The sequence below is a fragment of the 'Nostoc azollae' 0708 genome (assembly GCF_000196515.1).
GTDB classification, from domain to species: domain Bacteria; phylum Cyanobacteriota; class Cyanobacteriia; order Cyanobacteriales; family Nostocaceae; genus Trichormus_B; species Trichormus_B azollae.
This window is the reverse complement of the sequence record NC_014248.1, coordinates 4,946,033-4,965,558: the sequence shown is the minus strand read 5'-3', so window position 1 is coordinate 4,965,558 and position 19,526 is coordinate 4,946,033. Positions and strand designations below refer to the sequence as shown.

General features: G+C 37.9%; 10 protein-coding genes and 7 pseudogenes. 8 read left to right on the top strand and 9 right to left on the bottom strand.

Annotation, left to right across the window (positions count from 1 at the left end):
* Nucleotides 1-119: 119 nt before the first annotated feature.
* Entirely contained in the window at nucleotides 120-272 is a 153-nt protein-coding gene (locus tag AAZO_RS35860) for a hypothetical protein (RefSeq protein ID WP_013193009.1), read from the top strand.
* An 83-nt stretch (nucleotides 273-355) separates the two neighbouring features.
* Nucleotides 356-640 (top strand): annotated as a pseudogene (locus AAZO_RS23125) (IS4 family transposase); the annotation flags it as partial.
* An 88-nt stretch (nucleotides 641-728) separates the two neighbouring features.
* On the opposite strand, the gene AAZO_RS23120 reads toward AAZO_RS23125, so the two are convergent.
* Complete coding sequence (locus AAZO_RS23120; protein WP_013193008.1) at nucleotides 729-1,625, bottom strand: hypothetical protein; 897 nt, start codon at nucleotides 1,623-1,625, stop codon at nucleotides 729-731.
* A 95-nt stretch (nucleotides 1,626-1,720) separates the two neighbouring features.
* Between AAZO_RS23120 and AAZO_RS23115 the strand changes: the two are divergent.
* Nucleotides 1,721-2,628: pseudogene (locus AAZO_RS23115) on the top strand (metallophosphoesterase family protein).
* Nucleotides 2,629-2,967: 339 nt separating this feature from the next.
* Here AAZO_RS23115 and AAZO_RS23110 read toward each other — a convergent pair.
* Together AAZO_RS23110 and AAZO_RS34490 are read right to left on the bottom strand one after the other, a co-directional pair.
* Nucleotides 2,968-3,177 (bottom strand): annotated as a pseudogene (locus AAZO_RS23110) (IS4 family transposase); the annotation flags it as partial.
* 902 nt (nucleotides 3,178-4,079) lie between these two features.
* Nucleotides 4,080-4,453: pseudogene (locus AAZO_RS34490) on the bottom strand (DUF4277 domain-containing protein); the annotation flags it as partial.
* Between the two features lie 228 nt (nucleotides 4,454-4,681).
* Here AAZO_RS34490 and AAZO_RS40085 point away from each other — a divergent pair.
* A pseudogene (locus tag AAZO_RS40085) lies at nucleotides 4,682-4,804 on the top strand (antibiotic biosynthesis monooxygenase); the annotation flags it as partial.
* A gap of 55 nt (nucleotides 4,805-4,859) precedes the next feature.
* Here AAZO_RS40085 and pcrA read toward each other — a convergent pair.
* The gene (pcrA, locus tag AAZO_RS23105) at nucleotides 4,860-7,190 is read right to left on the bottom strand and encodes a DNA helicase PcrA (RefSeq protein WP_013193007.1); all 2,331 of its coding nucleotides are present in this window, start codon (nucleotides 7,188-7,190) and stop codon (nucleotides 4,860-4,862) included.
* Between the two features lie 141 nt (nucleotides 7,191-7,331).
* Complete coding sequence (locus AAZO_RS23100; protein ID WP_013193006.1) at nucleotides 7,332-9,056, bottom strand: sensor histidine kinase; 1,725 nt, start codon at nucleotides 9,054-9,056, stop codon at nucleotides 7,332-7,334.
* A 641-nt stretch (nucleotides 9,057-9,697) separates the two neighbouring features.
* Here AAZO_RS23100 and AAZO_RS23095 point away from each other — a divergent pair.
* Nucleotides 9,698-10,126 carry a CAAD domain-containing protein gene (locus tag AAZO_RS23095; protein WP_013193005.1) on the top strand — a complete coding sequence of 143 codons (429 nt, stop codon included), beginning with the start codon at nucleotides 9,698-9,700 and terminating at the stop codon, nucleotides 10,124-10,126.
* Between the two features lie 79 nt (nucleotides 10,127-10,205).
* Here the strand turns inward: AAZO_RS23095 and AAZO_RS23090 are convergent, their stop codons facing one another.
* Together AAZO_RS23090 and petH are read right to left on the bottom strand one after the other, a co-directional pair.
* Complete coding sequence (locus AAZO_RS23090; protein WP_013193004.1) at nucleotides 10,206-11,495, bottom strand: homoserine dehydrogenase; 1,290 nt, start codon at nucleotides 11,493-11,495, stop codon at nucleotides 10,206-10,208.
* Between the two features lie 164 nt (nucleotides 11,496-11,659).
* Entirely contained in the window at nucleotides 11,660-12,979 is a 1,320-nt protein-coding gene (petH, locus tag AAZO_RS23085) for a ferredoxin--NADP reductase (protein WP_013193003.1), read from the bottom strand.
* Nucleotides 12,980-13,837: 858 nt separating this feature from the next.
* Between petH and AAZO_RS23080 the strand changes: the two genes are divergently transcribed.
* Together AAZO_RS23080 and metK are read left to right on the top strand one after the other, a co-directional pair.
* A complete protein-coding gene (locus tag AAZO_RS23080) occupies nucleotides 13,838-14,839 on the top strand; it encodes a phosphoribulokinase (RefSeq protein WP_013193002.1) in 1,002 nt (333 codons plus the stop codon).
* Nucleotides 14,840-15,031: 192 nt separating this feature from the next.
* The gene (gene metK, locus AAZO_RS23075; RefSeq protein WP_013193001.1) at nucleotides 15,032-16,306 is read left to right on the top strand and encodes a methionine adenosyltransferase; all 1,275 of its coding nucleotides are present in this window, start codon (nucleotides 15,032-15,034) and stop codon (nucleotides 16,304-16,306) included.
* Between the two features lie 122 nt (nucleotides 16,307-16,428).
* On the opposite strand, the gene AAZO_RS23070 is transcribed toward metK, so the two are convergent.
* Both AAZO_RS23070 and AAZO_RS23065 read right to left on the bottom strand, forming a co-directional pair.
* Nucleotides 16,429-16,884: a pentapeptide repeat-containing protein gene (locus AAZO_RS23070; protein ID WP_013193000.1), complete on the bottom strand. Its 456-nt coding sequence runs from the start codon at nucleotides 16,882-16,884 to the stop codon at nucleotides 16,429-16,431.
* 297 nt (nucleotides 16,885-17,181) lie between these two features.
* Nucleotides 17,182-18,026, bottom strand: a pseudogene (locus AAZO_RS23065) (alpha/beta fold hydrolase); the annotation flags it as partial.
* A 364-nt stretch (nucleotides 18,027-18,390) separates the two neighbouring features.
* Between AAZO_RS23065 and AAZO_RS23060 the strand changes: the two are divergent.
* Nucleotides 18,391-19,478: pseudogene (locus AAZO_RS23060) on the top strand (glycoside hydrolase family 10-like protein).
* The last annotated feature ends 48 nt before the right edge of the window (nucleotides 19,479-19,526 follow it).

Below are 19,526 nucleotides of genomic sequence, written 5' to 3'. Positions count from 1 at the left end.
TAAGATTAGTGAAATTGATGCCTCCATTAATCGAGCGCAAAATTGGATTAATAAAATGCAGGCTGCTTTAAGTGAGTGGAACAAGCGTGTGTTAAATTACCCAAATATATGGAATCCTGATGGTAGGTCGAAGGCACAGCCCGACTGGCCATCTGACCCCGTGGCGGCTACCAGAAGAAATTGAAGCAGATTTAAATTGCCAAGATCCCCAACGTATTCTAGCAGGGCTTCGAGACCTCAAGGACTGCATGGACGAGTTTGACGAATTTTAACTTGCTCCTATAGGTACAGATATTCTCAAGCCTTTCGGTAGTACTGTTTCGAGTGAAACCCAGCTAGACCTGCTCCACATACTAGTACTTTAGTAGATTTAGGTGATGCCGTAGCGGATGAACTTTCTCTGCCCTTTGATGAAATCTCATTAGAAATGATTTATCGTCGTCTTTATCATTTTACGATGGCTCATTAAAAAGTAATGCAACAGAAGAAAGTTAAGTATTTTGCTGACCTCCAAAATCGAGATTTAGGTATTATCAAACAACAGCGAAAACCAAATGTTAGTTTAATTGTTGCTCCGTTTCCTGATCTTCAACGAGGTCCTGAGCAGTTCTTTTTGCATATTTCTCCAAAAGCCTCTTGACAAAAGACTTTCGGACTTAAGTTATTACCAAGGATTTAGGAGGATATCAAATTTTTAATGCTTTAGCTACAACCTTTAAAATATTATTTTATGAAGCTAATTTAGGAACTATCAAACTTCGTCGTTTAAGAATCACCATTTCATTACCAACAACAGGATTGCGTGCTATTAAATTATCTTGATAATCAAGAATTTCTAAATGAGTGAAATCTAATTCTTGAGAACGCTGTAAAATATCAGCAGCTAATTGGTTTTGTTTATCCGTTTCCAAAGCATACCAATCATCAGCAATTTTAACAGTTAAATCGCTAGAACGGAAATTGGCTTGAATAGATTTGATCAACTTGGTAGAAATGATTTCCTCTCCATTGCGGGTTAAGGAAACACTAATTTCAGCTAATTGATCTTCAATAGCCGCAATTAAAGCTTGTTCCGGTGTTAATTGTAAAATTGGAGTAGGTATTGGTTCAGGTTCAAGTTTAGGTTCTAGTGTAGGAGTTGCTTCTAGCGTAGGAGTTGCTTCTAGCGTAGGAGTTGCTTCTAGTGTAGGAGTTGGTTCTGGTGTAGTAGTTATTTCCGGTTCTGGTAATACAGCTACAGTTGGTATTGGTGTTGGTGCGGTAACTTTCTTAACTGGGGGAAGAGTCCCTACCTCAGAAGGTTTAAGAATAAACACCGTTGTTGTCCCAACTATCACCACAGCAACTCCCACGAGAATTCCTGTCAAAATAGTATCTGACAAATTGTTAGAAACATTTGACGGTAAAAACAAGCGAAATGTCCTTAAAAATCCATCCCAACTCGATAACACCCGTTGCAAAAAATTAGGTTTTTTCTCAGTACTAACAGGTGTATCTGTCTCCAGTTGGACGACTGTGTTTTCTAAAACCCCAATTGTTCCTTTCAGAACTTGGATAATTGTCATCTTCCAAATTGGTATATTTTTCTGATATGGTTTTTTAGAAGGTTGATTATTTTTGGACATGGAACTTTCACCCAGATTAAGGAATCAAAGACTCAGATAGTAGATTCTGACTCTTACTATGTATTTATTTTGCCATTTAATAAACTTAGTCATTTATGAAAGGCAAACGCCGTCAATTTTTATTTTTCAGTAGTCTTACCGCCATTGGTACAGGATTTATAGGATGGAAATTATTTTGTCAAAATCTTGAAAATCCTCTTTTAGAACCAGTAATAGCTGCTAACCCAGCAAAAAAAGATTTATTATTGCGTTTTGTTTCTGTTGCTGATATAGGAACTGGTGCGAAAGGACAGTATGTTGTAGCCTGGTCAATGAATTCTTATCACCAAGAAAATCCTTACGATTTAGTGATTTTAGCAGGTGATAACATTTACAATAACGGCGAAATTGAGAAGATAGATGCAGTTTTTGAGCGTCCTTATCAACCTTTGCTGAAAAAAGGTGTGAAATTTCATGCTTGTTTAGGTAATCACGATATTAGGACTGATAACGGTGTTCCCCAAATGAACTTCCTGGCTTGAATATGACCGGACGTTATTACACATTTATTCGAGATAATTTGCAGTTTTTTGGTTTAGATACTAATGGTAATGCTGATTGGAAAAGTCAGTTAGTTTGCTTGGAGAAGGAATTAAGCCTAAGCAAAGCTGATTGGAAAGTTTTATTTGGTCATCATCCAATTTATGCTTCTGGTGCTTATGGGAGTAATCCAAATTTTATCAAGATTTTTACTCCTTTGGTTCAAAAATATAATCTTCAATTATATATCAATGGTCATGAACATCATTATGAACGTACTCGTTCTATTAATGGGACGACTTATTTAATTTGTGGTGCCGATGCTCGTAATCATTCTGTTAGTCTTTCTGTGTGGACTGAATATTCTACGAGTAATTTGAGTTTTGCTAGTTATGAAGTGTATGCAGATAGAATTGAGGTAAGTGGTATTGATACTTATAATCGGGTTTTTGATCGTGGTGTGATTAAGTTGAGGAGTGTTTAAAAGCAGTGGTATGAGGAAGAGTTCTTAACGAGGTCTAGATAATTTGTTCAAGAAATTGAGTTCATTGGAGTTTAACTTATGAGAGTTAAGCAGTTAAAAATGCAAGCTTTTCGCGGTATAATTGATATCCTAGAGGATATATTAGACCTCTCGCAGAATTAATTTTATGTTATAGTGGGGGTTGTATTTGTTTTAGCTAAAAGTTAGAGTTACACGGTTATGTTTGAATTAGCGAGCCCAAAGAATACCAAAAATACATAAAATCTAAAAATCTCTATCATACTACATAAACAATTTTGCAATAGGTCTATTGTGATTAAATTCAATACCTTAGCCAATTTACCAGGGTTCAACAGATGTAGGCGCATTGTGAATAGGACCGAGAGAGGTAAGCTTAGCAAAATCTGTGCTAAATAAAATAGGCTCTGATTGTTCCGGAAACATTTTTAACATTTCATGAACATATCGAAAACCACGACAGTAAGCCTTAAGATCAACAATCCCAGAACCAGGACTATCTGGACGGAACTGAGCTAAAAGATCATGGGAGACTGTAATTAATTGGGTAAAAAAGGTTGGTAATACTTTGCCTGACAAGCCGGAAAAGGATGAAATACCAGAAATTACTCAAATTTATGAGTTGGAAACATAATTTGGTTATGGACAGTAGTAAATAAGCACATTTCCGGAGTTATAGCCTGGGTTTTAGGAGACCGTAGTTCTGAAACTTTTACGCTTTTGTCTAAGAATTGAGGAGTGAGGAGTCAGAATGTTTGAGAAATTGGTTAATTATCAAATAGGTATTTTTGGCGTTAGCCTGAAAAATCTGACTGCCGATAGCTGAATGCTTACATAATCTTTACGGGAAAATATTATGATTCTTGAGGCAGTGATTTTGTATATTAAGCCTGGATTAGAAAAGAATTTTGAATCTACCTTCAGAAAGGCCTCTAGTATTATTTCTGCAATGAATGGATATTCATCCCACATTCCGCATTTAAATAAGTAGCATAAATAAACTACATTTACAGGCAATTCAGAACTATAGTTTTTAAAGATCCAGTAGCCATGAAAACATAAATTATGCACGTCAAGGTTGCAGCTTTCTTATTCTGTGAAAAAAGCTAGTTAGACAACAATGTTGAATTTAAATTTTTAAATCACTTATGAAAATACAAGACTATGCAATAGTGAATTAGAGATTTGAAAAATAAGAAAATAAATAATACTTTTGACAAGCTGCAGGTAGGAATTGGAAAATTCGACAACGTTCCTCTGTCAAGTTCAGAATCCTATGAACTCCTTGTGTAATCAGAAAAAGCATCCCTTGAAAACATACGCCAGTTGATGCCTCTTTCAGAGGAGCTTCCCTAACAAGTCGGGGAACCAGCCCAAGGCACTGGCTCTGAAATATCCAATAATTCTTACCTTCAATTATCTAGGCAATTATTATACTCTCCATGCAAATGCAATGAGGTTGAATCTAAATGGGAATATTTGGTTGCTACTCCATATTTTTTTACTACTTCTAAGGCAATTATTAGGAATAATTTAGTTAATCCATATTTGTATAACTTATCCATTACTCTGCCTATTCTATCATCATTTAAATCTTCGCCTTCAATTCCCGCTCCTAATAAATATTCTATAGCTTTTTCCTCAAAAAGTTGAGGAAATAAATATAATGGTCTCCATAGAAAACCTAGTCCATAATGATTGCTTTGACTATTTCTCCTGTATTCACTTTCTCTCTACTATCTATTCAGAATATCTTATTGATTTTTTCTACAATTCCTATGTCATCTATTATTCCCAAGTGATCCAAGTTCTTACTCTTAAAGTCTTATTTTTAGTAATTCATATTTTTGGGTATTTTTATTTAGTCCAGGCTCATTTACATTTATCTTCTCATCTTTTATCCTGAATTTATTGTCAATACTTACGAGTTCCAAGTTGTTGGCAATTTTTATTGTATTGTCTATTTTTTTACTATTTCAATTATGTGCTTACTACGTAGCTTTCTATAATTATACAGGTACGTGTACTACGAAATGAAGTGCTGAATGTGGCTTTATTACTTGTTAAATGGGAAAGTCTAGAAGCGCATACTGTGGGTTTTAGAAGTTCAACATATCAAGAGTGGGAAAAATTGCTGCACCATTATTATAAGCTATAATGAGCCATTTCCTACTGTTGAACATTTTGAAGAAGTCGAATTGTAGAAAATTAGATCAATCCATTTTTTGCAACTGCGCGACTCTAGGGTGAATAATTTTCTGTCCCAAATTCACAAATTTAATTGCTACAGAAAGTTTATTTCCTTCTCCGAAAACGTGGGTTATTTCCCCAACACCAAACGATTTATGTAAGACTTGATCTCCTACTTGCCACTTCTGATTGGTTTCTGGGTTCTCACTTTTTGTAGACGCTGTTTTAGTAAAGGTGCGAGTAACTTTGTTTTCAGTGGTTAATAACTCTTCTGGTAATTCGTCAAGGAATTGTGATCGCATGGCTGGTTCTCTTAAACCATACAGTCTTCTCTCTCTTGCATGACACAAGTATAACCTCTCTTGGGCGCGCGTTATTCCCACATAACACAAGCGACGTTCTTCTTCTAAAGATGCAGGATCTTGTAAGGAACGATATCCAGGAAATAGTCCCTGTTCTAATCCTACTAAGAAGACTACTGGAAATTCTAAACCTTTAGAAGCGTGTAATGTCATTAAGGAAACAGTTGTTTTTCCTTCTTTTAAGTTATCTAAATCTGAACTCAATGCTGCACTTTGCAAAAATCCTTGTAAGGAAATATCATCACCTTCATTTTCTTCCTGAAATTGCGATATTGCATTATAAAGTTCATTAACGTTTTGGATTCTATTATCAGCTTCATCTGTACCTTGATTTTCCAAGTCTTGGACATAACCAGAATCTTCTAAAATTCCTTGCAAAATCTCAGAACCAGGAATTTTTGAGATTTGTTCTTGCCATTTTTGAATAATTTTAGCAAAACCATTGACAGATTTTGCAGAACGTCCCGCTAAGGTATTAACTGATGTCTCATCAGTTAATATTTCCCACAATGTTGTCCCTAGTTGTTGGGAAGCATTCACTAAAGCTTCAATGGTAGCTTTACCAATTCCCCGACGAGGTGTATTAATTACTCTCAATAAACTAACTGTATCAGCAGGATTGTTTATTGCTCTCAAATATGCGACAATATCTTTAATTTCTTTCCGATCGTAAAATTTCATTCCTCCCACAACTGTATAAGGAATTTGATATTTTACTAATAAATCTTCAAATGGTCGAGATTGAGCATTAGTCCGATAAAGGATGGCAAAATTACCCCAGTTTAATTCTGGGTTGTGATGTTCTAATGTCCGAGTTTGATTAATGACAAAAGCTGCTTCTTCTATTTCATCTTCAGCTTTATAGCAGTGAATTTCTTCACCTGCATCTCTGGTGGCTTTGAGAATTTTATCAATACGTTGGGTGTTATTTTCAATTAATTCATTTGCAGCTTGGAGAATGTTTTCACAAGAACGATAGTTTTCTTCTAATTTCACCATTGTTCTGGTGTCATCATCTTCTAACCCATCGCCAAAATTTTGCTGAAATTCTAGTAAAATTGTGAAGTCTGCCATTCTAAAGCTGTAAACTGATTGGTCAGCATCACCTACTACAAACACAGATCGATTTTCCCAGTTCCATTCACTCTTTCTATTTTCGTCGTTTGTTACTAAAAGCTGAATTAAATCATATTGTGTACGGTTTGTGTCTTGATATTCATCTACTAAGATATGGCAAAATCTGCCATGCCAATAACCTAAAACTTGTTCATTTTGTCGAAATAATCGTGTAGGAATTAATATTAAATCATCAAAATCTAAAGCGTTATTTCCTGCAAGTTTATCTTGATAAAGACTGTAAACTTCAGCAATTACCCTTCCCCGGTAATTGGGTTGTTCCTGTTCAAACTCCTCCGGTGAAAATCCCTGATTCTTGGCGTTGCTGATAGCGTAACGAACGGATTTAGGTTCAAATTTCTTACTATCTAAATTTAAGTCTTTTGTAACTATTTCTTTAATTAAGCTCTGTACATCAGATTCATCAAAGATGGAAAAGTTTTTATTCCACCGTCGTCCTTTTTCATCTTGATATTTTTCGATATCATAGCGCAGAATCCGAGAAAATAAACTGTGAAAAGTGCCACACCACATATCTTTAATGGTGGTACGGTAAACCTTGGATTTGAGTTGTGTTTGCTCGTATTCTGGTAACGAATCTAACTTTTGCCCGTATTCTTTAAGTGCTAATTGTTCAGAAAATAACCTTTGAATCCTATCCTTCATTTCCCGTGCGGCTTTGTTGGTGAAAGTCACTGCGATGATATTTTCAGGATTTACACGGTGTTTAAGAATCAAATTAGCAATTCGATAAGTCAGCGCACGGGTTTTACCAGAACCAGCACCAGCTACAACTAGCAATGGTCCGCAGTAATGTTCGACGGCTTGACGTTGACTGGGATTGAGATGGCTAAGGAAGTCAATGTTTGTGGTCATGGATATGCGTGAGCTATGCGGTGACATCTATAAATTGTAGCTATTGGTCAGGTTACAATATCCTAGTGAAACTTGGGCAAAGAAATATCAGATGCAAACAGGCCTTAAACTTTTTCACCTGTTACCTATTACCTGTTATACTCATTGCCGCACTGTCAAAGGTAAACTTACCTTAAAATTAGAACCAACCCCAAGCTGACTGTTAACAAGAATTTCACCCCCCATCATCTGGCAAAAATGACGGCTAATAGCTAATCCCAAGCCGGTACCACCATATTTTTTGGTAGTGGAAATATCCCCTTGTATAAAGGGTTGAAACAATTTCTGCTCTTGACTGGGTGACATTCCGATTCCGTTATCAGTTACGGTGAAAATAATTGATCCGAAGGGTGCTTCTTTAAGGATGATTGTTTTATCAATCTTAACAGTTAGTGTTACTTTGCCGTTGGTAGTAAACTTGGCTGCATTGCTCAGTAAATTTAATAATACCTGTCGCATCCTCGTTTGGTCAGCATACATCGTCCCCAAATACTCATCACATTCTAATACTAAGGTGTTGCCATTTTTTTCTATTGCTGGTTTCACTGTCAGAACAACATTATTAATCAGAGTTATGATGTCAAATGTCTCTGGGTAGAGAGTCATTTTCCCCGCTTCGATTTTTGATACATCTAGGATGTCGTTAATTAGTTCTAGTAAATGTCTACCAGCAGAATTGATAGTTTCTAAGTCGGTGATAAAATCTGGCGATGCACCAATATCAACAGCATCATCTTTTAGCAGTTGACTTAAACCAATTACTGCATTTAAAGGTGTACGTAACTCATGACTAACATTGGCCAAAAATTGGCTTTTGGCTTTACTAGCAGCTTCGGCTAATTCTTTGGCTTGTTGGAGTTGTCTAGTACGCTCAGATACTCGCTCAATTAAGCGATTTAGCGATTTAGCTAGCAACCCAATTTCATCGTCAGTAGTAATGGGAGCGCGTAAATCAAAATTGGATTTTCTAGCTACCTGTTCAGCTACTTGTGTTAATGTAATTACAGGTTCTGCGAGCGCTCGACTGGTACGCCATGCCACAACAGCAGCAACAGCAACCGAAACCAGCATACTAACTATGACAATAGCTCTCTCAACAAATCTAGCTTGCTCTACATCTGTCCGTCTCTTTAGCTCTTGTGTTTGAGCAGTCTCTAAAATTCTAGTTAATTGATCCGATAAAAGATTGAGCTGCTCAACTATCTGACTATTCATAACTCCCAGTAACTGCTCTCGCGCTATCTCTACTTGTTCCGGTTGTATTCTTGGCGTGTCAATTCTCGTCAAAATAGGTTCTATCTGGTTAATAAATTCTTCTAAATACTTAGAATAATTGAGAAATAAAATTTCTAAAGTCGATTTGTTTGCTGCTAAGATCTGAGGATCGCTGTTGATATATGTATCAATGCTTTCTTCTAATTTTTGTGCTTGAGCAACAGACTTGAGAAACTTATCTTTTTTAATTTTTAATTTTTCTGGGTCGTTCAATACCGCTATCAAGCTTGAGCTATGGAGTTGAGCCTCAATTACTGCATCTTTATAATTATTTAGTAATCGTTCTTGCTCATTAGCTTGATTGAACTGCCTGACTTCTCTACCTCGGTAATAGTTAGCCAGTACCAATCCTGTCAATGAGCCAAAAAAGCCAATAGCAATAGCCACAAAGTAACCATAGCCAATTTTTTGATGGATACGCCAGGAACTGGCTTTGAGTTTCCGACGAGAGGGAAATTCTATAGTTGGGAGTTCTTCTATTTTCCGCTCTTGAGTTGACACTTTTTTGAGTTCCGAACTTTTGTCAACAAAGGTTGGCTTTTGATTTGGCATCCATAAAATATCCTAAACTTTAAACCCAGTCTTCCGGTAATTATAATTGACTTTAACTTATTCAATAATAGGAGTAAATCTTTTTCCGATCAAAGGTAAGATATTTTTATAAAAATATGAATCCCTAAAAATCTAACTCATACCATATAAAGCTCTTAATGTCTAGTCTATATGAACAGACAAGACAATTGTTACATATTAATATCAATCTGAATAAGTTGATTGACGAAAGAGGCTGAAGATAGCTTTAATATCAGATAAAATCAGCGTTTAGACTTGAATGCATCAGAGGTAGACTGATTTTTGCATGATTTGTGCTTCGATGAGTACGATTATGAGCAAATAACATGGCATGGGATAATCACAGCCTGAGAATTCCAGTTGGTTAATTGACAAAACAGAACTCAGAAAGCTGACTTTAATACATCCTGTCGCCGTTTGACTTCTATCCTCTTGCTGACTTTCTACCCTGTAGTTGATGCAGTGGAGGTAATGGGGCAATTATGGTTATAGGACAATAAAACTCCTTTTTAACCTAAACTCAATTGTGCTGATGCAGCAGTCAATTGCTTACTCAACAGCCTTGTAGTTGGAACTGTGCAAATCAAGAAAACTCAACTCTCAAAATTATGGAAGTGAAAATGCAAGAACCAGAATACACAGAAACCACGTCAAAAGAGACAACAATCCCAGATATTAACACCCAAGCAGGAAGCATCACCAAACTCCAGCCTCCTGTACAGTCTCAGGAAGAATGGCTCAAATATGGGCAACAAATTTCAGGCTTTTTAGGCACATTACCTGACTATCTAGGCAACTTCCTTAATCAATATAAGCAGCCTATCGTTAGTGTGGGATTAGTAATCACAGCAATTGTTACAGTTAAGGTACTATTAGCTGTACTAGATTCTCTCAATGATATTCCTTTGGTAGCACCTACTTTTGAGTTAATTGGTATTGGTTATTCTGCCTGGTTTGTTTATCGCTATTTACTCAAAGCTTCAACTAGGCAAGAGTTAACCAGTGAAATCACAACCCTCAAATCACAAGTTGTTGGTAAAGACTCTTAATTATTAAGGAGTTCAGGATTCAGTGAACAGTGAACAGTGAACAGTGAACAGTGATAACTGATAACTGAATCCTGCCTTTTCAAAGTACTCTTAAGATGCTGGGAATGCTATCTATTGCTTCTAGGGTTTGAATTTCGGCTAAAGCTTGTCTAAAATCTCCTTCCCGAACATCATGGGTGACAACAACAATCTCGGCTAGTTCTGCCTGAAAACCAGTTTGCACTAGGGACTCCAGGCTCACGCCATATTTGCCAAAGCAAGTACCTAATTTACCAATTACACTTGGTTGGTCTTTTGTCAAAAACCGCGCATAAAATCGGGTTACAAGTTCAGAAATTGGTGCAATTTGTAGGTAATTTTGATGTCTACAGGCTAAGAGAGGATTAGATTTGGGGGTATTAATTTTCAGAGTTGCTAACAGATTTAAGATATCCGAGCAAACGGCACTAGCAGTAGCACCAGCACCAGCACCAGGCCCAAAAAACATCACTTGGCCAATGGGTTCTCCTTCGACAAGAATGGCATTATAAACACCGTTAATACTGGCTAAAGGATGTGTTTGAGGTACTAGGGTGGGATGAACTCTAACTGATAGTTGAGAGTTATCGCTAGTTTGCCCTTTGGCAATTGCTAATAATTTAATCACAAATCCTAACTTGGTGGCGTAGCTAATATCTGTCTTACTGACTTGACGAATTCCCTCACAATACACATCTTGTAAGTTGATGCGGCCATCAAAGCCTAATGAGGCCAAGATAGCTATTTTATCGGCTGCATCTAAGCCATCAACATCAGCGGTGGGGTCAGCTTCGGCATAACCTAATCGTTGAGCATCAGCTAGGACATCATCGAAGTCACTGCCTTCTGTTTGCATCCGTGTCAGGATATAGTTAGTTGTACCGTTAACAATGCCTGTGACAGCATGAATGCGGTTGACACTCAAAGACTGTTTCAGGGGTTGAATTACGGGAATGCCACCTCCTACGGATGCTTCTATCATCACATATACCCCGGCTTGATTGGCGGCGGTAAATATTTCTGCACCAAATCGAGAGATAGCGGCTTTATTAGCAGTAACTACGTGCTTACCATTTTTAATAGCGGTGAGGATGAGCGATCTCGCTGGTTCCAATCCACCCATAATTTCAACAATTATATCTATTTCTGGGTCATTGACAATCGCTTCTAAATCTGTAGTTACTACCTCTGGTGGCAATTCTACCAAACGGGGTTTGGAGAGTGATCGCATTCCCACCCGATATATTTCTATTTCTTTTAATAGAGGGTGACGACCTTCGCTGTCTTGCAACAGTTGTACAGTCCCCGTTCCCACAGTACCTAATCCCAATATTCCTAGTTTTATACCCACAGATTTCGCACCCAAAAAACTCTATATACAAAACAATTGTAGGCAGGGCATCGCCCCACCTACTGATTATCCATAAAAAGACAAAAGGGAAAAGGGAACAGATCACAATAAAGACAAAAGGGAACAGATCACAATAAATACTGTTGCCCGTTGCCCATTGCCTATTAGTATGTTTCTACATGCCAGCGATGTGCCTTCTTGAGATCCTTTTGGTAATCACTCCAAGTCACACCTTCCTTAGCAGCAGCAGCACTCAAAGCTGCATCAATCCCACCTTCCATACCGCGTAAACCGCATATGTAAGTGTGGGTTTTTTCATTTTTAATCAACTGCCACAGTTCATCAGCGTGTTCTGCTACACGGTCTTGGATGTACATTCTGCCACCTTCGGCATTTTTCTGTTCCCTACTGATAGCATAGGTGAGGCGGAAGTTATCTGGATACTTTTGTTGCATTTCTTCCAGTTCTTCCTTGTATAGAATGTTGGGAGTCGTTGGTACACCAAACAACAACCAAGCAAATCCTTTAAATTGGTACTCTGGGTTAGCTGCTCTTTCACCATCTTTAAACATCCGCCACAAGTAAGCCCGCATGGGAGCAATACCTGTTCCTGTTGCCAACATAATCACATTGGTATCAGTGTCATCAGGTAACAACATTTCCTTACCAACAGGACCTGTAATTTTTACATCTGCCCCTGGTGCCAACTGAGTCAGATAAGTAGAACAAACACCATAAACTGTTTCACCGCTTTCTGGATGCTTGTACTCTAATTGGCGGACACACAATGATATTGTCTTATCATCCACATCATCGCCATGACGAGTTGAAGCAATCGAGTAAAGTCTTAGTTTTTCTGGTTTACCATTTTTGTCAACACCTGGTGGAATAATACCGATACTTTGACCTTCGATATATTTTAAATTACTACCAGCAAGGTCAAACTTCAGGTGCTGAACAATACCAATGCCACCTTCTTTAACTAACGGTTCATTCGAGATACACTTACCGATAAACGGAGCGTTAGGACGGTAAGTATTTACAGGAACATCAGCGTGTTTGGCTTTCCCTTGAGTCATGGTATTGCCTTTTTTCTCCTTAGCAGGTGATTTAGCAAATCCTTTAGATTCGCTATTTGTATTCACAGGTGTGGCTTTACCATTATCCTCAGTGTTAGCATTCACTGGAGTAACTAACTCGCTTACTTCGCTGTTTGTACTTGCCACAACAGCTTGACCATTAACTGGCCCTAAAACTGTGCTTGGCTGAATACTAACAATTTTGCCGCCTAGACGAGCGATCCGTCGCATTTCTTGATTCATGCGGTTGTAAGGCACTCTGATGAACACACTGCCACTTTTACGAATAGGGTAGTTAGTTTGGTCAGTTGCTTCGTTCTGACGCAGACCCACCACTTCGTAAACGAAGATGCGGCTACCTGATCCTATATTGGCAGCACCCTCAACAGCACCTTGATTGTACATTCGTTCTACCACTCCGATATTTACTTAACCGTTTATCAAAAAATAATTCCCATCCTATGCCAGCTTTAGTTTACCGGATTTTAGTTGCATAAAACTGGCTATCTGGGAAAACAGCATCATTAACACTTATCAGTTATCAGTTTTACCACCCTCATTTAATTCCCTACCAATTGCAGCAAGGTTTTATGATGGGTTTCAATAATTTACCTAATGCTTGATAACGGTTAACTGTGGACTGATTGATAATGATGCCCTGCTCAGTACACTCGGCCAAGGCATATCGGCATGGTAAAAAACACACCTGTTCACTATTCAAGGTAGAGGATAAGTCTTCAATAGAATGTTAATAGTGAATCAATTTAAGGTTTTTTTCGGGAACTGCATCATGGGGAGGAGTATTGCTTACGCAAGGCTTCGCTATCAGGAGACAGGAGTTCAGGAGGTAATACATAATTTTTCCCATTACCTCATCGCCCTCATCTCCCTAATAACCCAACACCCTATTTCTTCATAAGGAGTGCAGGGAAAAAAAATTAAGTTTTTCTTCAGTTTCTGCTACGCTTTTGATTGGTACACTAAAAGATTGTTTTTAACAGCAAAACTTGTTACAAAATACATCTTTCTGTTAAAATCTAGTATAACACTAGGATTAAATACTTACCAGCCAAGAATTCAGGATAGTTCAGTAGGTAACTAATTAACAAGCATGACTATGTTGCTCACTGCCCTGATATTCTATTTTTATGCTGGATAGCAAGAATGCAGGATTTTACCATTGGGGTAAGCTCTTGGTTTCACAAATCTGTTGTGAGAAGAATTATTCATTGACACATCTTTTTTAGTATTTAGAGGAGATTTATGACTAAGCCGGAACGCGTGGTACTGATTGGAGTAGCCGGAGACTCAGGGTGCGGTAAATCTACATTTTTGCGTCGATTGATCGATTTATTTGGTGAAGACCTGATGACAGTTATCTGCTTGGATGACTATCATTCCCTAGATCGTAAACAACGCAAAGAAACTGGTATAACTGCACTAGACCCCAGAGCTAACAATTTTGACCTGATGTATGAGCAAATTAAGGCTCTCAAAGAAGGCCAAGCGATTGATAAGCCGATTTACAACCACGAAACCGGCTTGATCGATCCGGCAGAACGGATTGAACCAAACCATATTATAGTAGTTGAAGGTCTACATCCTTTATATGATGAACGGGTGAGAGCCTTGCTTGATTTCAGTGTTTACTTTGACATCAGCGATGAAGTCAAAATTGCCTGGAAGATTCAACGGGATATGGCTGAACGAGGCCACCGCTACGAAGATGTGTTAGCGCAAATTAACTCTCGTAAACCTGACTTTGACAAGTTTATCGAACCACAAAGAGAATTTGCTGATGTGGTTTTGCAAGTATTACCCACAAACTTAATCAATAATGATACAGAGCGCAAAGTTTTGCGGGTACGGATGTTGCAACGAGAAGGTAAAGAAGGATTTAATCCAGCTTACTTGTTTGATGAAGGTTCCACTATTCAGTGGACTCCTTGCGGACGCAAACTGACTTGTTCCTACCCTGGTATGCAAATGTACTATGGTTCTGATGTTTACTACGGTCGCTACGTTTCTGTATTAGAAGTAGATGGTCAGTTTGACAACTTAGAAGAAATCATTTACATCGAAAACCATCTCAGCAATACTTCTACTAAATACATAGGTGAGATGACTCACTTATTGCTACAACACCGTGAATATCCAGGTTCCAACAATGGTACTGGTTTGTTCCAAGTACTGACAGGGCTGAAAATGCGTTCTGTTTATGAGCGATTGACAGCTAAGGAAGCAAAGTTAGCGGTTCAAGTCTAAAGCCAGCAATGTTAATAAACAAAAGGGGTTGCATCTGTGGGTGTACCCCTTTTTTTATGGATTAATGTGTTGTCTTAATAGTCCAAAATATAGACAGTGAGTCTGTAAATATTGTTATGATTTCAGAAATTAATAGCTGAACTAAATGCCTGAATTTAGCCAGTGAACAAAATTGATCTAGGAGGAATTCCTTTGTCTCGACGCTATTTATTTACTTCCGAGTCCGTAACTGAAGGTCATCCAGATAAAATCTGTGATCAAATTTCAGATACTATTCTGGATGCTCTACTTACTCAAGACCCCACTAGTCGGGTTGCGGCTGAGGTTGTTGTTAATACTGGTCTGGTGCTAATTACTGGCGAAATTACTACCAAAGCCAATGTGAATTTTGTCAATTTGGCGCGGAATAAAATTGCAGAAATTGGCTATACTGATGCAGTCAACGGCTTTTGTGCTACCAGTACTAGTGTGCTAGTAGCTTTAGATGAACAATCACCTGATATTGCTCAAGGTGTAAATACTGCTCAGGAAAGCCGTGCTCAGGATAGTGAAGAACTATTCGATAAAATTGGTGCTGGTGATCAAGGTATCATGTTCGGTTTTGCTTGCAACGAAACACCAGAATTGATGCCTTTACCTATTAGTCTAGCTCACCGCATTGCGCTTAGGCTGGCAGCAGTGAGGAAAATGGGTGATTTAGTTTATCTGCGTCCTGATGGTAAAACCCAAATTACTGTGGTTTATGAGGATGGCAGACCCGTAGGTATCGATACGATTTTGATTTCTACTCAGCATACACCTAATATTGGGGATATTACGGATGAGGCTGCGGTACAAGCCAAAATTAAGGAAGAGCTGTGGTCAATGGTGGTAATACCTGTGTTTGGCGATATTGAAGTTAAGCCAACTGAAGAGACACGCTTTTTAGTCAATCCTACAGGTAAATTTGTGATTGGTGGACCTCAAGGTGATTCTGGTCTAACTGGAAGGAAAATCATTGTTGATACTTACGGTGGTTATTCCCGACATGGTGGTGGTGCTTTCTCTGGTAAGGATCCCACGAAGGTAGATCGTTCTGCTGCTTATGCTGCTCGTTATGCAGCTAAAAATATTGTAGCGGCGGGGTTAGCAGAAAAATGTGAAGTGCAGTTAAGTTATGCCATTGGTGTAGCCAGACCTGTAAGTATTTTTGTGGATACCTTTGGAACTGGTAAAGTGGATGATGAAATTTTGCTGCAATTAGTCAAAGATAACTTTGAATTGCGTCCAGCAGGAATTATCCACACTTTCAATTTACGTAACTTACCCAGTGAAAGAGGCGGACGTTTCTATCAGGACGTTGCAGCTTACGGTCACTTGGGAAGAACTGATTTAGATTTACCTTGGGAACGCCTTGACAAGGTCGATGTGTTAAAAGTAGCGGCTAATAAGTCTCTTTCAGAAGCCATCGCACCAGTATTAACATAAAATCTGGTGGTCTTAAATCATAAGATATTCCATGAGCATACCTCTGCTTAATTTTAATGAAAGCAGAGGTTTTCTATTTGTTCTATGAGTAAATTGCGCCTAAAACAACCTTAATCTAGAGTTTATTTCCAATCAGGAATTTGCGCGTCTTCTCCACCAATGCCGATACCAGTATTATATATTTCTGCACCAGTAATAGTTAGGTCATTCATCGATGCTTGATATACGTTGGAATCGTTAATAGTAGCACTGGTTAGGTTTGCACCATTGAGATTAGCTTGTTTGAGGTTGACGTTGGTGACAAAAGCTGATGTTAAATTTGCACCTGTCAAATTTGCGCCTGTGAGGTCAGCACCTTCGAGGTTGGCTTCTGTTAAGTTAGCACCGCGGAGATTTGCGCCTCGTAAATCTGCACCAATTAGATGAGCGCCGCTGAGGTTGACTCCTGATAGTTCACAACGCTGACATTCCCCACTGGACAAAAGTTTTTGTAAGTCTTGTCTATTCCCAGCTTGAACTGAGTTAGCAAACAATAGGGGAGCGACTAAGGCTATAGCGGTTAATAGCTGGCGTTTCATAATGATTCCCCCTTCCTTATATAGAATAGCATCCGTTCTTTTCCTCACAAATTGATTATCTCACTAAATGCGGGAAGAAGGTTAATTTATTTCACAAGCTAGATGTGATGTTTTTCCAATTGGTTACTAATGCTCTAACTACTACTGGGTTTAGGTTTGAGGTATGTCTAAATGCTGATTTGAGATAAATTGCGGTTACTAAATTTAGTGTTAACTATTTTGAAGTTGCATTACAGAATAAGGTTTTACTGTGGTACAAAATGAATATTTTTTCCTAGTACGTAGATCGTTGTAAGCGAGAAATTCTCGTATATACTTTGTAACCGGTTCTGGCTGTTCCTGCTGAACCCAATGACCAGAATTAGGAATATATTTGATTTGTCAGTTCTTGACATATTCTTGAGTACCATAAAGTAAGTTCTTTTCCTAGTGCGGTGTCTTGTTCTCCCCAAATCATGAGGGTGGGAACTTCGAGAATACTCCAATTTTTGTTGAGGAGGCGCTGTTGAAAAATATTACAATAGTAATTTAACATAGCTGTGATTGCTCCTCCTTTACCAGCAGCGTCTTTGTAGGCTGCTAGGTCTGCTGTGGTGAAGGCGTTTTTATTGAAAGGTTTCTTTGGTAATAGCTTCATAGTCAGAAGCTTGCATGACTAGTTCGGGAAGCAGAGGAAGTTGAAACAAAAAGATATAGTAACTGCGTAAAAGCTGCTGAGGAGTGCTTAAGCCTTGGGAAAATTTGGCTGGATGGGGGAGGTTTAGTATAATTAGTTTTTCTATCATGTCTGGGTGAGCGTAGGCAAAATTCCAAGCTATCGCAGTACCCTAATCATGACCAACTAAAACACAACTTTCATATCCTAAACCTTGAATTACTTCTTCAATATATTTAACAAATTCATCCATGACATAAGCAGATTGTGTTTGGGGTTTATCACTATCGTTATAGCCACGTAAATCAAGAGCAACAACTTGATAATTTTGGGTAAATTCGGGGATTTGATGCCGCCATGAGTAGCAAAATTCAGGAAACCCATGCAACATTAACATTAAAATTCCTTCACCTTGGGTGACATAATGTAATTTGATGCTATTAGTAGTTATATAAGCGTGTGTCCAAGAATTTTCTATGATAGGCATAAATTCAGATTGAATTGGTGACTACTGTAACTGTTTATGAAATAGATTATACAATAACTTTTGCAGAACAACATCTATTAAAGGTTATACCAAGGGGAAAAACAATTGCTATTGACAGATTCACATAACCTAGTACCGTCGTGAATTCAAAATGCTTCTTTCAGAAGATCTACCCTAACAAAATATCTCCTTCGGATACCCTACGCTAACAAAATCCAAAATGTATATGGCGTGAGCTTTTCAGAGATTTGGAATGGTTGGTTTATTTGCGCCTTGGGGTACTAGTCCCCAGCAAGATATTCGCAATCCAAAATCCAAAATCCAAAATCCAAAATCCAAAATCTAAAATGGTGTCAGGGTGTAAATGAATAAAGTAGAAATACGTGGTATCTGGTTAACCACAACTGATAGTCAGGTTCTCAGATCAAGACAAAACATTGCTGAAGCAATGGAATTTTTAGCTGAAACGGGATTTAATGTCGTCTTTCCTGTTGTTTGGAATCAAGGAGTTACCTTGTATCGGAGTTCCACAATGTGGAATATGTTTGGTATAGAAATTGGTTCAAGTTTTTTAGGGCGTGATCCTTTAGCCGAATTAGTAGAAGAAGTACGACGAGTAGGTTTAAAAGTCATAGCTTGGTTTGAATATGGTTTCGTCAGTTCCTATAATTTAAATGGCGGGATGTTATTACAACAAAAACCAGAATGGGGAGCATATAATTACCAGGGTAACTTCCTGAAAAAGAATGGTTTTGAATGGCTGAATGCTTTTGGTTTTCAGGTGCAGGAATTTCTATTAAATTTATTTTTGGAAGTTGTTAAGAATTATGATGTTGATGGAATTCAGGGAGATGATCTTTTTCCGGCGTTAGCATGGGAAGGTAGATATGATCAATGGACTGTAAACCGCTACCGTCAACAGTTTAAGAAATATCCACCAAAGAACCACAAGGATAAACATTGTTTAAAGTGGCGAGCCAATATTCTATCTAAGGTTTTAGCACTGCTTTACCAAGAAGTGAAAGTAGTTAATCCTGATTTATTAGTTTCAGTGGCACCTAATATTTAGGATTGGGGATTTCGAGAATATTTACAAGATTCACCAAGTTAGTGAAAGCGGGGAATTGTTGATATTGTCCATCCACAAACTTATCGACGTGATTTTTTCAGTTATAAATGCGTTCTTAATAGGTTGGTAAATAACTAATTTCCAGATGCTATGTTACGAACACTAGCACCAGGGATTTTAATCAAATCAAATTAGGAAATTATAGAATTAGTCCAGATTATTTATTACAGATAATTGAATATAATCGTCAATTGCGAATTAATGGAGAAGTATACTTATTTTATGAAGGTTTGCGGGAGAATAATAATCAGTTAGCGAAAGTTTTAAAAAAAGGACCCTATGCTCAGTCGGCATTATTTCCAAATTTGGTAGATTTACAATAATTTACAAGATATTAATTTGAGTTATCGCAGGTCTACTTCCATGTTGCA

Excerpts from the sequence above, each read along its gene's own strand:
- pcrA (WP_013193007.1), bottom strand. The coding sequence starts at position 7,190 with ATGACCACAAACATTGACTTCCTTAGCCATCTCAATCCCAGTCAACGT.
- AAZO_RS23080 (WP_013193002.1), top strand. The coding sequence starts at position 13,838 with ATGACTAAGCCGGAACGCGTGGTACTGATTGGAGTAGCCGGAGACTCA.
- petH (WP_013193003.1), bottom strand. The coding sequence starts at position 12,979 with ATGTACAATCAAGGTGCTGTTGAGGGTGCTGCCAATATAGGATCAGGT.
- AAZO_RS23095 (WP_013193005.1), top strand. The coding sequence starts at position 9,698 with ATGCAAGAACCAGAATACACAGAAACCACGTCAAAAGAGACAACAATC.
- AAZO_RS23070 (WP_013193000.1), bottom strand. The coding sequence starts at position 16,884 with ATGAAACGCCAGCTATTAACCGCTATAGCCTTAGTCGCTCCCCTATTG.
- AAZO_RS35860 (WP_013193009.1), top strand. The coding sequence starts at position 120 with ATGGTAGGTCGAAGGCACAGCCCGACTGGCCATCTGACCCCGTGGCGG.
- AAZO_RS23100 (WP_013193006.1), bottom strand. The coding sequence starts at position 9,056 with ATGCCAAATCAAAAGCCAACCTTTGTTGACAAAAGTTCGGAACTCAAA.
- AAZO_RS23120 (WP_013193008.1), bottom strand. The coding sequence starts at position 1,625 with ATGTCCAAAAATAATCAACCTTCTAAAAAACCATATCAGAAAAATATA.